At 72.5% G+C, this 15368-nt stretch carries 9 protein-coding genes; 4 read left to right on the plus strand and 5 right to left on the minus strand.

The genetic code is table 11. From position 1 onward, the window contains the following. Nucleotides 1–83: 83 nt before the first annotated feature. Nucleotides 84–3224, plus strand: a complete 3141-nt coding sequence (locus VF092_17790) for an efflux RND transporter permease subunit (protein HEX6749153.1) — start codon at nt 84–86, stop codon at nt 3222–3224. A 96-nt stretch (nt 3225–3320) separates the two neighbouring features. Here VF092_17790 and VF092_17795 read toward each other — a convergent pair whose 3' ends face one another. From VF092_17795 to VF092_17815, 5 genes are all read right to left on the minus strand, one after another. Beyond that, the gene (locus VF092_17795; protein ID HEX6749154.1) at nt 3321–4271 is read right to left on the minus strand and encodes a hypothetical protein; all 951 of its coding nucleotides are present in this window, start codon (nt 4269–4271) and stop codon (nt 3321–3323) included. A 225-nt stretch (nt 4272–4496) separates the two neighbouring features. Next, entirely contained in the window at nt 4497–7124 is a 2628-nt protein-coding gene (locus VF092_17800; GenBank protein HEX6749155.1) for a DUF5916 domain-containing protein, read from the minus strand. A 467-nt stretch (nt 7125–7591) separates the two neighbouring features. Further along, on the minus strand, nt 7592–9220 hold the full coding sequence (locus VF092_17805) for a M56 family metallopeptidase (protein ID HEX6749156.1): 1629 nt from the start codon (nt 9218–9220) through the stop codon (nt 7592–7594). Nucleotides 9221–9222: 2 nt separating this feature from the next. Then, nucleotides 9223–9615, minus strand: coding sequence for a BlaI/MecI/CopY family transcriptional regulator (locus VF092_17810; protein HEX6749157.1), 393 nt, complete (start codon nt 9613–9615; stop codon nt 9223–9225). A gap of 450 nt (nt 9616–10065) precedes the next feature. Further along, on the minus strand, nt 10066–11397 hold the full coding sequence (locus VF092_17815; protein HEX6749158.1) for a DUF1343 domain-containing protein: 1332 nt from the start codon (nt 11395–11397) through the stop codon (nt 10066–10068). A gap of 388 nt (nt 11398–11785) precedes the next feature. Here VF092_17815 and VF092_17820 point away from each other — a divergent pair, with 388 nt between their 5' ends. Genes VF092_17820 through VF092_17830 form a run of 3 tightly spaced genes read left to right on the plus strand, consistent with a single transcriptional unit; the run spans nt 11786 to nt 15323 of the window. Next, the gene (locus VF092_17820) at nt 11786–12886 is read left to right on the plus strand and encodes a M20/M25/M40 family metallo-hydrolase (GenBank protein HEX6749159.1); all 1101 of its coding nucleotides are present in this window, start codon (nt 11786–11788) and stop codon (nt 12884–12886) included. Further along, nucleotides 12883–13683, plus strand: a complete 801-nt coding sequence (locus tag VF092_17825) for an ABC transporter ATP-binding protein (protein HEX6749160.1) — start codon at nt 12883–12885, stop codon at nt 13681–13683. The genes VF092_17820 and VF092_17825 overlap by 4 nt, the downstream gene beginning before the upstream one ends. Continuing rightward, nucleotides 13680–15323 carry a putative ABC exporter domain-containing protein gene (locus VF092_17830; protein HEX6749161.1) on the plus strand — a complete coding sequence of 548 codons (1644 nt, stop codon included), beginning with the start codon at nt 13680–13682 and terminating at the stop codon, nt 15321–15323. The genes VF092_17825 and VF092_17830 overlap by 4 nt, the downstream gene beginning before the upstream one ends. The last annotated feature ends 45 nt before the right edge of the window (nt 15324–15368 follow it).

A 15368-nucleotide genomic window follows, 5' to 3' on the forward strand; every position in this document is an offset into this window, starting at 1 on the left:
CCCGTAGTTGTTGCCGCGGCTTCAGCCGCCCGTGAGATGACGGCGGACGGGCTCCCCGCTTGCGGTCTCATGGGAGCCGCGCCGTGATCCGCTTCTCCATCCGCCGCCCCGTCGCCGTGGCGATGGGCTACCTGGCCTTGGCGTTGCTGGGCGTGGCCAGCTGGGTGAAGATGCCCGTGGAGCTCCTTCCCGAGACGGAGCTGCCGCGGCTGCGCGTGACCGCCAGCTGGCGCGGCGCCAGCCCGGAGACGACGGAGGCGTTCCTCACCTCGCCCGTCGAGGCGGCGGTGCAGCAGGTGCGCGGGGTGGAGAAGGTGGAGTCCGTCTCCGAGGAGCGGAACGGCGCGGGCACCAGCACCGTCGACGTGCAGTTCGCGCGGGGGACGGACATGGACTTCGCGCGGCTGGACCTGTCCGAGCGCCTCTCCGCGCTCGAGGACCAGCTTCCGCAGGGCGCGCAGCATCCGCAGGTGCAGCAGTACGTCCCGCCCGAGTTCGAGAAGCAGCGCAAGCCCTTCCTTCTCTACACCATCACCGGCCCGTACACGACGGAGGCGCTGCGCCGCCACGTGGACGAGGAGATCGCGCCCGACCTGCGCCAGCTGGCCGGCGTGGCCGACGTGCGCGCCTGGGGCGGGCGCGACCGCGAGGTGGTGATCGAGCTCGACGAGGCGCGCATCCTGGGGCTCGGCCTCGACCCCGAGGACGTGCGCGCGCGCGTCTCCGGGCTGGAGTTCGTGCGCGAGGCGGGCGCCGTGCGGCAGGGGGGGATGCTGTACACGGTGGCCATCCGCGAGCGCCCGCAAACCGTAACCGACCTCCGCCGCACGCCGCTGCTGACGGACCGCGGACGGCTGGTGCGGCTGCAGGACGTGGCGGTGGTGCGCGACACCTACGAGGACCCGTCGAACCTCTACCGCATCGACGGGCAGCCGGCGGTCTCCTTCCAGGTCTACAAGGAGGCGGGGACCAACGTCGTGGCCGTCGCCGACCGCGTGAAGGCGCGGATGCGCGAGCTGCGCGCGGCCCTTCCCGCCGGCGCCCGGGTGATCCGCGACGAGGACGAGAGCCAGGCGGTGCGCACGCAGCTCACCGACCTGCGCTGGCGCGCGCTGTCGTCGGCGCTGGTCGTCTTCCTCGTGCTGTTCGCCTTCCTGCGCTCCTTCCGCTCGGCGATGATCGTGTTCAGCAGCATCGCCTTCGCCGTCCTCATCACCCTGAACCTGGTGTACTTCGGCGGGCTGACGCTGAACGTGCTCACGCTGATGGGGCTGGCGATGGGCTTCGGCGTGGTGATCGACAACGCCGTCGTCGTGCTGGAGAACATCTACCGCCGCGCCCGGCCGGGGGAGGATCCCGCCGCGGCCGCCGAGCGCGGCGCGAGGGAGGTCGTGCTCGCCGTCTTGGCCGCGACGGCGACGAACGTGATCGTCTTCGTCCCCTTCGTCTACCTCCAGGGCGAGGTGCGGCTCTTCTACGTCCCCCTCGCGATCGTCGTCGGATTGACGAACCTGGCCTCGCTCCTGGCGGCGTTCTCGTTCACGCCGGCGCTGGCGTCGCGCCTCCTCGGCCGGCGCGCGCTGGCGATCCACCGCCGCGACCCCGACCGGCCGCCGTGGTACACGCGCCTCTACGCGGCGATGGTGGGGTTCACGCTGCGCCGGCCATGGCTGGCGGTGGCCGTCCCCGTGCTCCTGCTGGCCGGGTCGGGGTGGCTCTTCCAGAAGTACGTCACGCGCGGGACGCTGTGGCGGCCGTGGTGGGACGAGGACTCGTACATCCGCATCACCGTCGAGCAGCCCCGCGGCGAGGAGCTGGCCCACACCGACGCGCTGGCCCGCCAGTTCGAGCAGCGGCTGGCGGAGATGCCCGAGGTGGCGCGCTTCACCACCCGCGTGTACGCGCAGGCGGCCGACATCCGCGTCGACTTCCCCGACTCGCTGCAGGCCACGGCCATCCCCGTGGCCATCAAGGAGCAGATGGAGGCGTACAGCCACCTGTTCGGCGGCAGCGAGGTGCACGTGTACGGCTACGGGCCGTCGTTCTACGGCGGGGGCGGGTCGCCGCCCAACTACACCATCCGCGTGCTGGGCTACAACTACGAGCAGGTGCGCGCCATCGCCGACGACCTGGGCGAGCGGCTGAAGCGCTTCTCGCGCATCCAGGACGTCGACACCAACGCCAGCGGCCAGTGGTTCGACCGCGACAAGGCCACCGAGGTGGCGGTGCGCATCGACCGGCGGCGGCTGGCGATGCACGCGCTGACGGCGCAGGCCGTGGTCCGCCGCGTGGCCGCCGCCGTGGGACGCGACAGCCGGCGCAGCTTCCTGCGGGTGGGAGATGAAGAGCTCTTCTTCTCCGTCCGCCTGGCGGGGAGCGAGACGCTGGACGTCGCCCGCTTGCAGGCGCTGGAGATCCCCGCGCCCGGCGGCGAGCCGGTGCGGCTGGCCGACGTGGCCGAGGTGGGCGAGCGCGACGTGCTCTCCCGCATCCTGCGCGAAGACCAGCAGTACCAGCGCACGGTGGCGTACGAGTTCCGCGGCCCCACCAAGCTGGGCGACCGGGTGCGGGAGGCGGTGATCCGCTCCACGCGCCTCCCCGCGGGGTACCAGCTGGTCGGCAAGGAGGAGTGGCGCTGGAGCGACGACGAGAAGGCGCAGATCTACGGCGTGCTGGCCTTCTCGCTGATCCTGGTCTTCATGGTGTGCGCGGGGCTGTTCGAGTCGGTGCGCCAGCCGCTGTGCGTGCTGCTGACGGTGCCGATGGCGCTGATCGGCGTGTTCCTGGTGTACTTCTTCACCAACGCCAGCTTCACCCGCGAGGCGTTCATCGGGGTGATCATGATGGGCGGCGTGGTGGTGAACAACGCCGTGCTGCTGATCGACCGGGTGAACCAGGTGCGCCGCCACGACGCCCTCCCGCTGCACGACGCCATCGTGCGGGGGACGCTGGAGCGGGTGCGGCCGATCCTGATGACCAGCGCGGTCACCATCATCGGCCTGCTGCCGCTGGTGCTGTTCAGCAAGGCGGCCGACGCCAACATCTGGAACGCGCTGGGCTTCTCGCTGCTGGGGGGGCTGGCGAGCTCGACCCTGCTGGTCCTCACCGTCACCCCCGCGCTCTACCTCCTCTTCGAGCGCGGCCCGGAGAAGCGCCGCCTCGCCAGGCTCGCCGCCGCCTCCATGATCCCGGTCCCGCAGATCTCGCCCGCGGTCCAGGTCTGACGAACTGCAATCTCACGCAGAGGCCGCAGAGGGCGCAGAGGAACCGAAGATCAGTCCTCTGCGCCCTCTGCGGCCTCTGCGTGAGACTTTCTGTTTCTACATCCCCACCATCTCGTGCTCCATCGCCGCGCCCATGATGCGCTGCATGCGGGCGAGCTGGTCCGGCTGGAGGATGCGGGCGCGCGCGGCCTCGTACCCCGTCCACGCGCGCTCGGCCGCCGCGTTCACCGTCGCCGCATCCTGGTGGCGATCGAGCGCGGCGCGGACCTGCGCCGCCTCCTGCTCGCACGCGGCGGCGAGGAGGCGCTCCTGCCCGCCGTCGATCCGCGCGAGCTTGTCCGTGCGGCCGACCTCTGCCTGGCAGGCGCCGGAGACGAGGAGCTGGACGCCCTGCGCCGCGGCGGCGCTCGACGCCCACGACGTCGGCAGTCCCGCGCGCAGGTACGGCAGCGCCAGGTGCTCCTGCGCGAACATCCCCTCCGGATTGTCGAGCCAGATCCAGGCGTGCACCATGGTCAGCAGCGTGCGCCCGCCGCCGGGGCCCACCTTCCCGCGGTCGATGCGGCGCTGCACCAGCCAGCGGACGAAGGGGCGCTCGGCGGTGGCGGCCTGCGCCAGCCGCACCACGTCGTGCGTGTGCCAGTGGTCGCTCGCGCCGGCGAACCCCTCGGGCACCGGCTCGCCCGGGCGGCGGTAGACGGTGTAGGCCACACCGACCAGCACCTTCCGCCCGCCGACGTCGGCGTACTGCAGCGTGGACGGGCGGCGCAGGTCCAGCGGCTGCGTGACGAGGTCGCGGCGATACCAGTGCTCGCCCATCAGCGGCCCCTCCTGCCCGAACCGCTTGTAGCCGTCGCGCACCGCGTTGGCGTGGTCGCGGTAGCGCGCCGTCGCCGCGCGCACGGCCTCGATCTGCGCCCGCAGCTCCGCCGAGTCGCGCGCAGAGGCGGCCGCATCCGCGTGGTGCATCGCCCCATGCTCGTGCTGCGCCGCCAGGGGTGACGCGATCGCGGCGGCGAGGAGGACGAGAATGCTTGTTCGTTTCATCGATTTCGTCGGTCGGGAGATCAGGTTGCAGCACAACATGATACACCCGTCGGGCCGCCATCGTTGGAAATCTCACGCGGAGACGCGGAGACGCGGAGAACTCACCGCCGGGATGAGCTCTCCGCGCCTCCGCGTCTCCGCGTGAGGCCATCCTTTCATCACCGAGAACACGAAGAAGCCGCCCCGGAGATCGCTCCCCGGGGCGGCTTCGTCATCTCCATCGCCCTACTTGTTCAGCCAGTACGTGGCCTTGATCAGGAAGACGTTGCGCGGGCCGCGGTCGAAGATGCCGCCCACGTGGTCGCTGAAGTTGAAGCGGCCGGCCTCGTCCACCCCGTTGCGGTCCTGCTGCCAGACGAAGAACAGGGTGGAGCCGGGCCGGTACTCCCAGCGCAGCACCGCGTTCCCGCGCAGCGACATGAAGCTGAAGTCGTCGTCCGCGCTCACCGCGTAGGGGTCGAACTCGAAGCTCCGCGGCCGCGCCAGCGAGCGGTAGTCGTGGAAGTCGTTGCTGGAGACGAACGGCTGCGCGAACAGCTGCAGCGACAGCGTGGGCGTGAACGTCCAGTCCAGCCGCGTGTCCATCGACACCTCCGTGGCGTCCACCGAGGCGAACACGTAGCGGTTGCCGTAGGTGGCGGTGGCCGTCGCGTCTTCCTCGGTGGTGATCCACTGCACCGGGTTGCGCGAGCGGGAAAGGCCCGGCGACAGGCTCAGCCGCACGGACGGGGTCGGGCGGTAGGTCATCCCCACGCCGCCGTTGCGGTTCCAGCCACCGTCGCCGTTGCTCGAGGTGCCCGCGTAGGCGTTGAACGACACCCGCTTCCGCGAGTCGGTGCTGGTGTTCAGGTTCAGGTTCCATCCCCCCGCCCGGCGGATGGCCGGCCCGCCGCGCGTGGCCCGGTCGTCCCAGCGGTCGAAGCTCACGCCCGCGCTCAGGCTGGTGTACCAGAAGTTCTTCCACCCCGCCTGCAGCCCGGTGCCGATGCCGTTGTAGATCACGTCGCCGCCGAAATTCCACGCGGCGTTGTGGTAGATGTACATGGTGCGGTTGCGGAACGGCCCCGTGGGATTGTTCATCCGCTGCCCCGCGAAGGTGCTGAACGCGCGGTAGTCGCCGCGGTTCATGAAGCCGATGTCGTTGGTCTCGAACCCGGGGCTCACCTCCACGTAGGTGGCCGACGCGTCCCACTTGCCGCTGTGGCTGAGCGACAGCCCCGCGTTGTGCCCGGAGAGCGCCGTCCGCGTGGGGTCGTACTCCAGGTAGTCGGCGTCGGGACGGTTGTAGTAGTGCGCCGCGCCGCGCTGCGTCCGCGCGATCGCGTCTTCCGAGCCGCTCACCCGCGTCCCCGCCAGGTAGCCCGTGAGCGTCCAGTCGCGGTTGTGCCAGGCGTGCGAGCCGTCGATGCCGAACATCGCCGCGCGCGAGCGCAGGTACGGGTCGAACTCGTCGCCCTTGAGGTCGCGCCCCACCCCGGTCACCATCCCGCCGAGCACCGTGGCGCCGCGGTTGAAGTCGCGGCGGACGCGCCCCACGAAGTAGTTGGTCAGCGGCTCCACCGGGTAGCGCCCGTCCACCCCGTCGATGCGGTAGTCGCCGCTCTCGCGGTTGGTCAGCGCGTCCATCAGCCCGATCGACCATCCCCCCAGCTTTCCGCTCACCTTGGCGGCGCCCAGGATCGTGGTCGCGTCGGGCATGTGCTCCTCGTCCACGTCGTCCAGCCGGATGGCCCCTTGCGGCAGCCGGCCGATGCGGCGCGAGTAGAAGAACTGGGTGAAGCCGTAGCTGTTGAAGGTGCTGAGGCTGCCGAACTGGAAGATGTCGGCGCCCTCCATGAAGAACGGCCGCCGCTCGGGGAAGAAGGTCTCGAACGCGGAGAGGTTCACCACCGCGGGGTCCACCTCCACCTGCCCGAAGTCGGGGTTGATCGTCGCCGAGAGGGTGAGCCCGCCGGGGAGCCCGGCCTTCAGGTCCGCGCCCATCCCCCCGGCGAAGTTGCTGGCGCCGGTGAAGTGCGTGCGGTCGGCGCTGGGAACGCGGTCGAGCCTGCTGCTGACGTAGGGCAGCACCTCCAGCCGGTGCGCCTGCCGCATCCCCTGCAGCCCCTCCAGCTCGCCGAAGAGCGAGACGAAGGCGTTGGAGTTGGGGGGGATGGGGGCCCAGAAGTCTACCTCGCCGTGGCGCGCCAGGTAGCGGCGGAAGTTCAATCCCCACCGCCCGCCCGCGTTCACCGTGGCGGCGTTGAAGCGCAGCTGCGAGAGGGGGATGCGGAACTCGGCGGTCCACCCGGCGCTGTCCACGTGGGCGGCGCCGTCCCACACTGCGTCCCAGTCGAAGTCGACCCCCTCGCCGTCGTTGTAGCGCAGGAAGTCGTCCTTCACCCCGCGCGGGTTCAGCCCGAAGACGAACGCCGTGCGCTTGTCGTTGTAGCTGTCGATGAACACCCGCGCGCCGTCGGACTCGGAGCCCTGGTCGCGCCGGGTGAGCTGGGCCATGATCGAGTCGGGATGCGTGTCGTGCATCCGCATCCCCACGTACACCGCCTCGCCGTCGAACAGGATGCGCGCCTCGGTGCGCTGCGTGGCGGGCTGCCCCTCGTTGGGGCCCTGCTGGATGAAGTCGCCCGCGGCCGTGGCGGTGGCCCAGGCCTCCTCGTCGAGCTTGCCGTCCACGTGGATCTGGATGGCGGCCGCGGCGCGCAGCGAGCGCTGCGGGTTGCCGGCCGAGCCCGCGGCCCGCGCCGGCTGCGAGTCGGTGCTCGCCGCCGAGGTGATCTGCGCGGCCGCCGGACGGGCCGCCAGCAGCGCCGCGACGGCCAGGAGCCCAAGGCGCGGCAGGGTGCGTTCGAACATCGGAAGTACTCCGAAGGAGAGGGTTTCGAGGCGGCCATGACCGCGGCGCGCCTGCGGGGTCCGGCTCTGTGGTAACTACGGTTGTTTGCGGCTCTGCCGCGTACGTGCGGTGACGGCGTTTGGATTCACCGTTTCCGCGAAAGGTTGTAAGCAGCGGGCGGAGACGGATGGGCGGGTCGGCCTCGCGGCCTTCCGCGCCCACCCGCCGGGGCGGCCACCCTCCAGGGACCGCCGCCGGGCTCCCTCCGCTGTGCGGAAGGAGCGGAAATCCGCCGCCATTCGCAACTTCGGTGGGCCGGGCGGCACGTCCGCCGTGACGAGCGGGCCCTGCGGTGTGACGCCCCGTCGCGGCTCCGCGTTTACCGGCAACGGTGGACGCCGCGCACGCCTAATCCCGCGCTAATATTTTAGCACCCTGGGCGACGAAACCGCCGGTGTGGGTCCGGCGGGATCGTGTCACGGAGGGATCAGGCCCCGCCGGTGTCGTCCGCGTTCTCGCCGTCGTGCGCCGCGGCGATCTCGCTCACCGCGCCCAGGATGCGCAGCCCCAGGTCGGTCTTCTGCTGCCGGCGCATCGCCACGCGGCGGGCGTTCTCCGTCTTCCGCTGCAGCGAGTTGCGGGTGGCGCGCGACTTCGGGCAGGAAGTGTCCGCGGGCGCCAGCGCCGAGGCCAGCGCCTTCAGGTCCGCGTCGATCCGCAGCTGCCCGCGCGAGGTCACGGCGCGCACGCCGTGACCCTCGAAGCGCACCTCCACGCCGTTCCCCACGCGGATGCGCGCGTGGACTTCGCTCCCGTCCACCGTCGCCACCACGGCGCCGTCGTTCGAGGCCAGGCGCACCGGCTCCTCGCGCCGCGGCTCCGTCCGCGGCGTGCGGGCCGCGGCGGAGGTGTGCCCGGACGGATGCGCGGCCGCGTGCGCGTTTCTCCGCGGCGCCGACGTCCGCGGCGCATCGGAGACGCGCTGCGCGGGGAAGACCTGGTAGGTGCCGTGGATCGACGGCTGGCGCTCGGTGACCCAGCTCTCGCCGGGGCGGACGTTCCAGCTGCGCGCCTCGGGCATCTTCCACGCGATCACCCGCGTCTCCGCGCTCGGGGACGGGGCCTGCGCGCGCTCCGACGGCGCCACGGCGGCCAGCGGGAGCGAGGCGAGGAGGACGGCGCCCGCGCAGACGGCGGCGGTGCGGCGGGTGACGGCGCGGCGGTCGCGCGTGGCCTCGAGCACGGCGCGCACGCGGCCCTCCAGGTGGCTCGGCCGCGCCATCGCGATCGCCGCGGCCAGCGCCGGCGCGCGGTACGTCCGGGCGACGTCGAGGAGGTGGCCGGCATACTCCGACGCGCGCGCGCCCGCGGCGAGGACCAGGTCGTCGCACGCCTGCTCGCGCTCGATCCGCATCTTCCGCGCGGCCCACCAAGCGCCGGGATGGAACCAGTAGAGCGCGCAGCAGATCTCGGCCAGCAGCTGCATCAGGCAGTCGCGCCGGGCCACGTGCGCCAGCTCGTGGAGAAGGACGACGCGCCGCCGCTCCGGCCCCCACCCGTCCGCCTCGGCGGGAAGGAGGACTGCGGGGCGGAAGGCGCCCCAGGTCAGCGGCATGGCCGCGTCGCGGCTGCGCAGGAGGACCACGGGGCGGCGCACGCCGACGGCCGCGCCGAAGCGCTCGAGGAGATCCGTCCACGCGGGATCGGTCACCGGCTCGGCCCCGCGCGCGAGCCGGGCCACGCCGCGCAGCCCGATCGCCAGCCGCGCGAGCACGACGATCGTCCCCGCCGCCCAGACGGCCAGGAAGAGCAGGACGACGGGATGAATCGCCGAGCCGCTCATGACCACGTCGCCCCCCGTCTCCGAAGCCGCGGCGGCCGCGGGGCGGAGGAAGGCGAGGAGCTCCGGCTTCCAGTCGGGGAGGAGGATGGCGAGCGCGGGGAGCGCCAGCAGCCCGCCCAGCCCCAGCGTCCACACCAGGTGGCGAGCCGCAGCGGAGCCCCGCCGCAGCAGGCGCGCGCCCCCGGCGGCCGCGCCCAGCAGCAGCGTGGACTTGGCCACGATCAGGGCGGCGGACGCCAGCGCGGGCGCCCAGGCGGCGGGGGCTGCGGTCATGGTCAGCGTCCCTGCTTGCGTGCTTCGTCGATGAGCCGCGACAGGCGGTCGAGCTCGTCCTCGGAGAGCCCGTTCTCCGGCAGCTCCAGCAGCGCGGCCACGGCGGCCTCGGCGCTGCCGCCGAAGAAGGTGCGCACCAGGTGCGACAGGGCGTCGCTCTTCACCGCGTCGCGCGGCACGGTGGGCAAGTACAGATAACGGGGGCCGTCCTGCTCGTGTTTCAGGTGGCCCTTCTCTTCGAGGATGCGCATCAGCGCGCGGACGGCCGAGTAGCTGGGCGGGTCGGGAAGGCGCTCGAGCACGTCGCTCACGCTGGCCTTCCCCATCCGGTAGACCACGTCCATGATCTGCCGTTCCCGGCGGCTGAGCTGGGAGAGCGCGGTGTTCCGGTTCATCTGGGGCTGTGATTCCGAGGAGGCAGCGGGTCTCGCTGCTAAAACTCTAGCACTCGGAATGAATACCCCTCCCCACCCGCCCCGTCAAGCATCGCGACGAAGAACGCGGAGTGGAGATGGGTTCTGACGATCCTCACGAATCCTTTACAGGTGAGTCCGAACGACGAAGCAAATGCCTGTCATTCCGAGCGCCGCCGCATGCTGGATATTGCGTCCGCACCGATGTCTGCGCGGCGGCCGAGGAATCTGTGGCCGAGGTACGTGCCGACCCTCGTATGTCGTTGCGTGGACAGGCTATAGATTCCTCGGGAGCCGCCCGGATGATCGTCACTTCGCCGGTTTGGCGCGGCGGCTCCGCTCGGAATGACATCGCTTTGGATCGTCCTCAAACGAAGAAGGACACGGGGCGATGCGGCTCCGTGTCCTTCTCGAAATCTTCCGATCTGCAGGCTACTCGGCGGGATACAGGCGGTACGGGGCGATGGTGCGCTCCCACTGCGCGTCCTCGCGCTGCCAGCGGGCGAAGATGGCGCGCGGGTCGTCGCCGCGGCGCACGGCGGCGGGCGCCCACTCGCTCCCCAGCATCTGCCGCATCGAGCCCATCCCCAGCGCCTCGGGATACATCTTCCGCAGCTCGACCAGGAAGACGAGCGCGGTCAGCACCGGCTGGTACGCCTCGCGGTCGATGATGACCAGGCGCACGCCGTGGCAGCGCCGCCCGGGGAACTGCATCCAGCCGACGCCGCGCGGCGTCCAGTCCGCCTGCTCGAAGCGCACGCCCGGCAGGTCGTAGGCGCGCACCCGCCGCAGCAGCGCCGCGCCGTCCACGTAGGGCGCGCCCACGTAGCTGAACGGCGCCTCGGTGCCGCGGCCCACGTTCAGGTTCGTCGTCTCCAGCATCACCAGCCCGCTGAAGCTGAGCGCCGCGTCGAGCGAGCGGATGTTGGGCGACGGGTTGATCCACGGCAGCCCCGTCTGGTCGAACCAGCTGTTCCCCCGCCACCCGGCGACGGGCACGACCTTCAGCTTCACGCCCAGCCGGAACTCGCCGTTGACGTAGCGCGCCAGCTCGCCCGCGGTCAGCCCGTGGCGCAGGGGGACCGGGTACGCGCCGGTGATCAGCGGTCCGTGCGTGCGCATCTCCCAGTGCATCAGCGGGCCTTCCACGCGCGCGGTGACCGGGTTGGGGCGATCGAGAACGATGAAGGGGAGGTTGCGCCGGGCCGCCTCCTCCATCGCGAAGGTCATCGTCCACACGTAGGTGTACGGCCGCGCGCCGATGTCCTGGATGTCGAAGAGGAGCACATCCACGTCGCGCAGCATGGCGCCGGTGGGCCGCTCCGTGGCGCCGTAGAGCGAGTAGACGGGGACACCGGTGCGCGCGTCGCGGCCGCCGGCGATGTGCTCGCCCCCGTCGATGTTGCCGCGGATGCCGTGCTCGGGCCCGAACAGCGCGGTCAGCCGCACGCCCGGCGTCCCGAACAGCACGTCCACGTCGCTGCGCCCGTCGCGGGTGACGGCGGTGTGGTTGGTGATGAGCCCCACGCGCTTCCCCCGCACCAGGTGCAGCGAGTCGCGGATCAGCACCTCGATCCCCGGCAGCGGCGCCAGCGCGTCCGGGCCGGACGACGCCCGTTCCGGCGCGGTCGCGAACGCGCGCGGCAGCTGGACCGGCATGGAGACGGCGACGTCGTGCGCCACCATCGGCCAGGCGAGGGCGGCCGCGAGCGCGGCGGCGGGCACGGCCGCGGCGGCGGCGCGGGAAAACGGAAACGTCGGCATGGTGCTGCGCTGGTGCGGGTTCTACGGGCGGAGCGACGGAAGCTCGCGGTCGCGGTCCGTCGCGACACGCCGGGCGCGGGTGGAAGGGTCGGGTTGTGCGTGGGGGGGTGACGCGCGGGGCGAATCCGGCTTCGACCACTTCTACCGTCCGGCCCGGTCGATTGATCCAGCGCCGTATCAACAACTTCGGTATACGATACCCCGCCGCGCAACCGTGCCGCTCGGACGTCCTTGCGCGTCGCCGCGGCGATGGCGGCTGGATCGTGGCGGGATCGCCCTCTCGATCGCCGCGACATCGCCGGCCGCGCACTTTCGCCCATCCTCGTGCACCCGGCATATTCCGGGCATCTCCGCTCTCGCCGTGACGCAATCGAACCGGGACCACCGCATGCGCGCATCGCCGTCCATCTCCCTCCGCCATCTCCCCCTGCTCGTCCTAGCGATCTCGCCCGCCGCGTGCGCGCGCGGGACTGCCCCCGGGCCGGCGACCGGGCCCGCCACGGCGGTGATCCCGGCGCGCACGACGGAGGCGGAGGTGCGCGCGGAGGAGCTCGCGCTGTCGGACGACTCGATGTCGGGGCGCTTCACCGGCACGCCGGGGATGCACCGCGCGGCGCGCTATCTGGCCGGCGTCTTCCGCCAGATCGGCCTGGAGCCGGCGGGCGACGACGGCTACCTGCAGCGCATGCCGCTGGCGTGGCGCTCCGCCGGCGGGACGCGCGTTCCGCGGCTGCTGGCGTCGTGGGCGGACACGACCGGCGTGGCCGCAGGCGATCGCGGCGTCGGCGTGAACGTGGTCGGCATCCTGCGCGGCAGCGACCCCGAGCTGCGCAACCAGGTGGTGCTGGTGGACGCGCACTACGACCACATCGGCACCGCGCGCCTCGGCGCCGGCTGCCGCGCGATGGGCGCGGACACCATCTGCAACGGCGCCGACGACGACGCGTCCGGGGTGGTGACCGTGCTGGAGATCGCCCGCGAGCTCAAGCGCGGCCCGGCGCCGCAGCGCACCGTCGTCTTCCTGCTCACCACGGGCGAGGAGGTGGGGCTGCTGGGGACGAGCTGGTACATCCAGCATCCCGTGGTCCCGCTGGAGCGGACGGTCGCGAACCTGGAGATCGAGATGATCGGCCGCCCCGACCCGCAGGCCGGTGGCGCGGGGAAGGCGTGGCTGACCGGATACGAGCGCTCGACGATGGGCGACATGCTCGCCTCCGCGGGGATCCCCATCGTGGCCGACCCGCGGCCCGACCAGCAGTTCTTCGAGCGCAGCGACAACATCGCCTTCGCGCGGCGCGGAATCCCGGCGCATACCCTCTCCACCTTCAACCTCCACGACGACTACCACACCGCCGCCGACGACGCGACACGCATCGACTTCGCGCACATGACCGAGGTGATCCGCGCCGCCGCGCGGGCGACACGGATGCTCGCGGACGGCCCCGCGCCGGTGTGGAAGCCCGGCGGCCAACCGCCGGCGCGCCCGTGAGCGTCCCCTTCGACGCGATGCACGGCGCCGCTCCCGATCCGCCGCCGGTGATCGAAATCGCCGGCCTCTCCAAGCACTACGGCGACCGGGTGGCCGTGGACGGGCTCACCTTCTCCGTGCCGCCGGGCGAGATCGTGGGCCTCGTGGGCCCCAACGGCGCGGGGAAGACCACCACGCTGCGAGCCATCGCCGGCATCCACCCGCCCAGCGCGGGAACGGTGCGCGTGGCCGGCTTCGACGTGGTCCGCCAGCCGGTGGAGGCGCGGCGGCGGCTGGCGATGGTGCCCGACGAGCCCGCGCTCTTCGCGTCGCTGACGGTGTGGGAGCACCTGGAGTTCACCGCGCGCATCTACGGCGTGCGCGAGTGGCAGGGGCCCGGCGCCGCGCTGCTGGACGAGCTGGAGCTGGCCGACCGCCGCGGCTCGCTGGCCGACGAGCTGTCGCGGGGGATGCGGCAGAAGGTGGCCGTGGCCTGCGCGCTCCTGCACGAACCCGCCGCGCTCCTCTTCGACGAGCCGCTGACGGGGCTGGACCCGCGGGGGATCCGCACGCTCTACGACGCCATCCGACGGCGCGCGGCGGCGGGCGCGGCGGTGCTCCTCTCGAGCCACCTGCTGGGGCAGATCGAGGGGCTGTGCACCGGCTTCGCGGTGATGCGGCAGGGGCGCCTCCTCTTCGCCGGGCGGCGCGAGGAGATGCGCGAGCGGTACGCGGACGTGGGCGGCTCGCTCGAGGAGGTGTTCTTCCACCTCACCGAGGGCCCGGCCGCCGCGCCCGCGGAGACGGCGGCGCGGTGAACCCCGGGCTGCGGCTGCTGGCGCTGCGCCTGGCGCGCGGCCGCCTCCGCCGCATCGGGCGGCGGATGAAGACGGTGCGCGGCGCGCTCGGCGTGGGCGCGACCGTGCTCTTCCTCCTCGGCTTTGCGGCGCTGCAGCTCTGGCGGGCGATCGACCCCGAGATGCGCGGCGGCACCCCGTCGCCCGGGTCGCTGCGGACCTTCGTTCCCGCGATCGTGACGGTGCTGACCGTGATCGCCGCGGTCAGCGAGCGCGGCCTCTACTTCACGCCGCCGGAGATCGCCTTCCTCTTTCCAGCACCCGTCGGCCGGCGAGAGCTCCTCCTCTACAACCTGGTGACGCGCCTGGGCGTGCAGGTGCTCTCCGGCCTCTGGGTGTCCGTCTACACCGTCCTTTACGCGCCGCTGCCGCTGGCCGGGTTCGCGGCGGTGATGCTGGCGTTCGTGTTCATGTACGTGGCCGCGCAGGCGCTGGCCCTCGGCGCCACGGCCGCGGAGGCGTACCTGTCGCCCGTGGCGCGGCGGCTGGCGCGTACGGCGCTGATCGCGGGCATCGTCCTCGTCGTCGCCTCCGCGGCGATGGGCGCGGCGCCAGGGGCGACGGGAGAGAGATTCCGCGCGGTGCTCGACTCGCCCGTGGTGCGCGTAGCGTCGATCGCCGCGCGGCCATTGGGCGAGCTGTTCGCGGCGGAGACGGCGGGCGCGGCGGTGATGTGGGGGCTCGCGTCGGCGGCGATCGTGGGGATCGCGGTGACGCTCGTGCTCTCGTTCGACGTGGCGTACACGGAGCGTTCGCTGGCGGTGGGACGGCGCGTGCAGCAGCGCCTGAGCCGGATGCTCTCCACGCGCGGGGACGGGGAGGGGAGCGACGCGCCGCCGCCGCGCTTCCGCCCGCGCGCGCCGCGGCTGCCGCTCCCCGGGCGCGCGGGGCCGCTCGCGTGGCGCCAGCTGACCGAGCTGCTGCGGACGCCGCGGGCCATGCTGTCGCCGCTGGTGTTCGGCGCGGTGTGGCTGGTGGCGATGTTCGGGGGGATCCGCGCGTCGGGCGGGGGATCGGAAGCGATGCAGTCGTCCGTCCTGGCCACGGCGCTGCTGATGCCGGTGATCTTCGGCAACCCGCTGCCCTTCGACTTCCGCCGCGACCTGGACCGCATCGCCTTCCTGCGCTCGCTGCCGCTACGGCCCTTTGCCGTCGCCGTGGGACAGGTATTTCCGGCGGCGGTCTGCTTCGCGCTGTTCGAGGTGCTGGTGCTGGTCGGCGCGGCGGCGCTCACCGGCGCGGTGCCGGCGGGGTGGATCGTGGCCGCGGCGGTGCTGACGCTTCCCATCGCCTGGTGCACGGCGGCGCTGGAGAACCTGCTCTTCCTGTGGATGCCGTACCGCGTGGGCCCCGACGGCCGCGCCGGCGCGCAGTTCCTGGGCAAGGCGCTGCTGCTGATGCTGATGAAGATGGTGGCGCTGGCGGTCCTCGCCACGGCGGGGATCGGCACGTGGTGGGGGCTGCGCCTCGCCGGCGCGTCCGCGCCTGTCGCCATCGTCGCCGCCGCGGTGGCGATGGCGGTCCCCTGCGCGCCGCTGACATGGCTGGTCGGCCGCACCTTCGCCCGCTTCGACCTCACGCGCGCCGCGGCGGCGCCGTAGCGCGGACCTGACTCGGAAGAAGAAGGCTCTCACAGAGGGCACAGG

The sequence above is a fragment of the Longimicrobium sp. genome, assembly GCA_036377595.1.
Classification (GTDB): domain Bacteria; phylum Gemmatimonadota; class Gemmatimonadetes; order Longimicrobiales; family Longimicrobiaceae; genus Longimicrobium.

What these genes read in the sequence shown, in the direction of transcription:
- VF092_17795 (HEX6749154.1), bottom strand. Translation starts at nt 4,271, where the DNA reads ATGAAACGAACAAGCATTCTCGTCCTCCTCGCCGCCGCGATCGCGTCA.
- VF092_17800 (HEX6749155.1), bottom strand. Translation starts at nt 7,124, where the DNA reads ATGTTCGAACGCACCCTGCCGCGCCTTGGGCTCCTGGCCGTCGCGGCG.
- VF092_17805 (HEX6749156.1), bottom strand. Translation starts at nt 9,220, where the DNA reads ATGACCGCAGCCCCCGCCGCCTGGGCGCCCGCGCTGGCGTCCGCCGCC.
- VF092_17810 (HEX6749157.1), bottom strand. Translation starts at nt 9,615, where the DNA reads ATGAACCGGAACACCGCGCTCTCCCAGCTCAGCCGCCGGGAACGGCAG.
- VF092_17815 (HEX6749158.1), bottom strand. Translation starts at nt 11,397, where the DNA reads ATGCCGACGTTTCCGTTTTCCCGCGCCGCCGCCGCGGCCGTGCCCGCC.
- VF092_17820 (HEX6749159.1), top strand. Translation starts at nt 11,786, where the DNA reads ATGCGCGCATCGCCGTCCATCTCCCTCCGCCATCTCCCCCTGCTCGTC.